The sequence below is a fragment of the Brevundimonas sp. genome (assembly GCF_035561115.1).
Classification (GTDB): Bacteria; Pseudomonadota; Alphaproteobacteria; order Caulobacterales; family Caulobacteraceae; genus Brevundimonas.
Genome location: NZ_DATMYH010000077.1, coordinates 1 through 2076, shown reverse-complemented (window position 1 = coordinate 2076; position 2076 = coordinate 1). Strand labels below are relative to the sequence as shown.

Annotated in this window: 3 protein-coding genes; all 3 read left to right on the top strand. The window is 71.2% G+C overall.

Going from position 1 to position 2076, the window contains the following annotated elements; all coding sequences use genetic code 11:
• The first annotated feature begins 195 nt into the window (after nt 1-195).
• Nucleotides 196-1260 (top strand): lipid A deacylase LpxR family protein, encoded by a 1065-nt coding sequence (locus tag VN378_RS09895; protein ID WP_325743371.1) that lies wholly within the window; start codon nt 196-198, stop codon nt 1258-1260.
• Nucleotides 1261-1340: 80 nt separating this feature from the next.
• The gene (locus tag VN378_RS09890; RefSeq protein ID WP_325743369.1) at nt 1341-1580 is read left to right on the top strand and encodes a hypothetical protein; all 240 of its coding nucleotides are present in this window, start codon (nt 1341-1343) and stop codon (nt 1578-1580) included.
• Between the two features lie 23 nt (nt 1581-1603).
• Nucleotides 1604-2076: DUF1579 family protein (locus VN378_RS09885; protein WP_325743367.1), on the top strand; the 473-nt coding region annotated here is incomplete at its 3' end.

Genomic DNA, 2076 nt, shown 5'->3' with positions numbered 1-2076 from the left:
GGGGAGCGGGTTTCCGGGCGCCAGGAAAAAGTCCCGACCGCCGGTCTCCTCCCGGTTCGCGCAGCGATCGGGGAGGAGGCGTGAGCCCCCCGTTCCCGACGCGCGGCGCACTACTATTGCGCGAGTTCGCCCGCGGTGCTTCACTGGGCCGTCAACACGGGGGGTCGTGATGAGGGGCTGGATCATAGTTGCAGCGTGCGTGGCCGGGCTGGCGCCGGGCGGCGCGGCGGCGCGGCGGCGCAGGCGCAGGACGGGTACCAGTACCCGGAGGCCAACGGGCGCGGCGTGTCCCTGACGGTCGAGAACGACCTGTTCGTGCCGGGCGACAACACCGACCGCTACTACACCCAGGGGATGAAGCTGTCGGTCCTGACCGGCGACCGCAGCGGCGGTCCGCTGGGGCGGACGCTGCTGCAGTTCGTGCCCGAGGCCGAACGCCGGGACTGGCGGCTGCGCACCACCATGGGGCTGGGCCAGCATATGTATACGCCCGAGGACAAGAACCCGGTCATCCCCGACCCCAACGACCGGCCCTACGCCGGCTGGCTGTACGGCAGCTATGCCGGCGTCGCCTATTCGCAGGACCAGGTGGTGGGGCTGGAGGTCCAGCTCGGCGTCATCGGGCCCGACGCCCACGCCGGTCCGCTGCAGAACGGATGGCACAAGGTCATCGGCGCCCCCTCGGTCAACGGCTGGGCCAGCGAGCTGGACAACGAGATCGGGATCAACCTGCACGGCGAGTGGCGGCGGCGGCTGTCGACGGCGCCCGTGCGCGGCTGGGGCGCGGACGTGATCGGCCTGGGCACGGCGGCCGTGGGCAATGTCGAGATCTCGGCCGGGGCCGGGGTGATCGGCCGGGTCGGGCTGAATCTGGCCGGCGATTTCGGGCCCCAGCGGCTGAGACCCGGGGCGGCCGGGACCGAATTCTTCGACGGCGGCGACCCGGCCTTCTATCTGTTCGCCGGCGCCTATGCCCGGGCGGTGGGGCGCGACGTCTTCCTGGACGGCAACACCTTCGGCGACACGCCCTCGGTCGAGCGCGAACGGCTGGTGCCGGAATACACCCTGGGGGCGGCCCTGCGGACGCCGCGCGTGCCGATGCGCGCGGGCTGGCACATTCCGCCGATCCGGTTCGGCTATGCCTGGGTCAAGCGCGAGCACGAGTTCGAGGGCCAGCGCGGCCCCAGCGAATTCGGCGCCTTCAGCGTCACCATCGTCACCAACGGCCTGCGCATGTGGTGGGAGCCGGGCGAGCGCTGAGGGGATGGTCCGCGCCGACGCCGTCCGGGAACGCCGGGGCCGCGGGGCCGTTCTCCCGTGCACGCCGCCGGAGAGTTCCCATGCGCACCCGTTTCGCCATCGCCGCCCTGATCTGGCCGATGATCCAGGCGGTGCTGTTCGGCCTCGGCATGATCGGCCTGCTGGTCGCGCCGCTGGGGGCCTCGCAGCTGCTGACCGCCATCTGGTGGATGATCGCCGCCACCTTCGTGATCTCGGTTCCGATCGCCTGGGGCATGGCGCCGTGGCTGCGCCTGAAGGACCGGCCGCACCGGCCCGGCCTGACCCGGCCGGGGGCCTGAAGACGCGTCGAAAGGACGCCGTCATGGCGAACGACAGCAAGGCGAAGGGCGATGAAACCCCGAGGCCGGACCCGGCCCTGAAGCGGCTGGAGCGGCTGATCGGGACCTGGACGATGAAGGGGCGGCCGCTCGGCGCCGACCGGGACAGCATCACGGGGACGACCACGTTCCGGTGGCTGCATGACCGGGGCGGCGCGCGCTTCTTCCTGCGGCACGACATGGAGATGGACTATGACGGCATGCCGATCCTCAGCCACGAGCTGATCGGTCATGACCCGAAGACCGGGGCCTTCGCCTCGCTGGTCTTTTCCAACATGGCGGCCGAGCCCTGGCCCTATCAGTGGGACGTGCGGGGCGACGACCTGACCATATCGATCCGCAAGCCGCCGATGGACGCGACCTTCACGGGCCGGTTCGCGGCGGACGGGAACAGTTTCTCGGGCGGCTGGCGGCCGAACCCGGGGGCCGATCAGACGGTCAATGCGCCCTATGATGT

What these genes read in the sequence shown, in the direction of transcription:
- VN378_RS09890 (WP_325743369.1), top strand. Translation starts at nt 1,341, where the DNA reads ATGCGCACCCGTTTCGCCATCGCCGCCCTGATCTGGCCGATGATCCAG.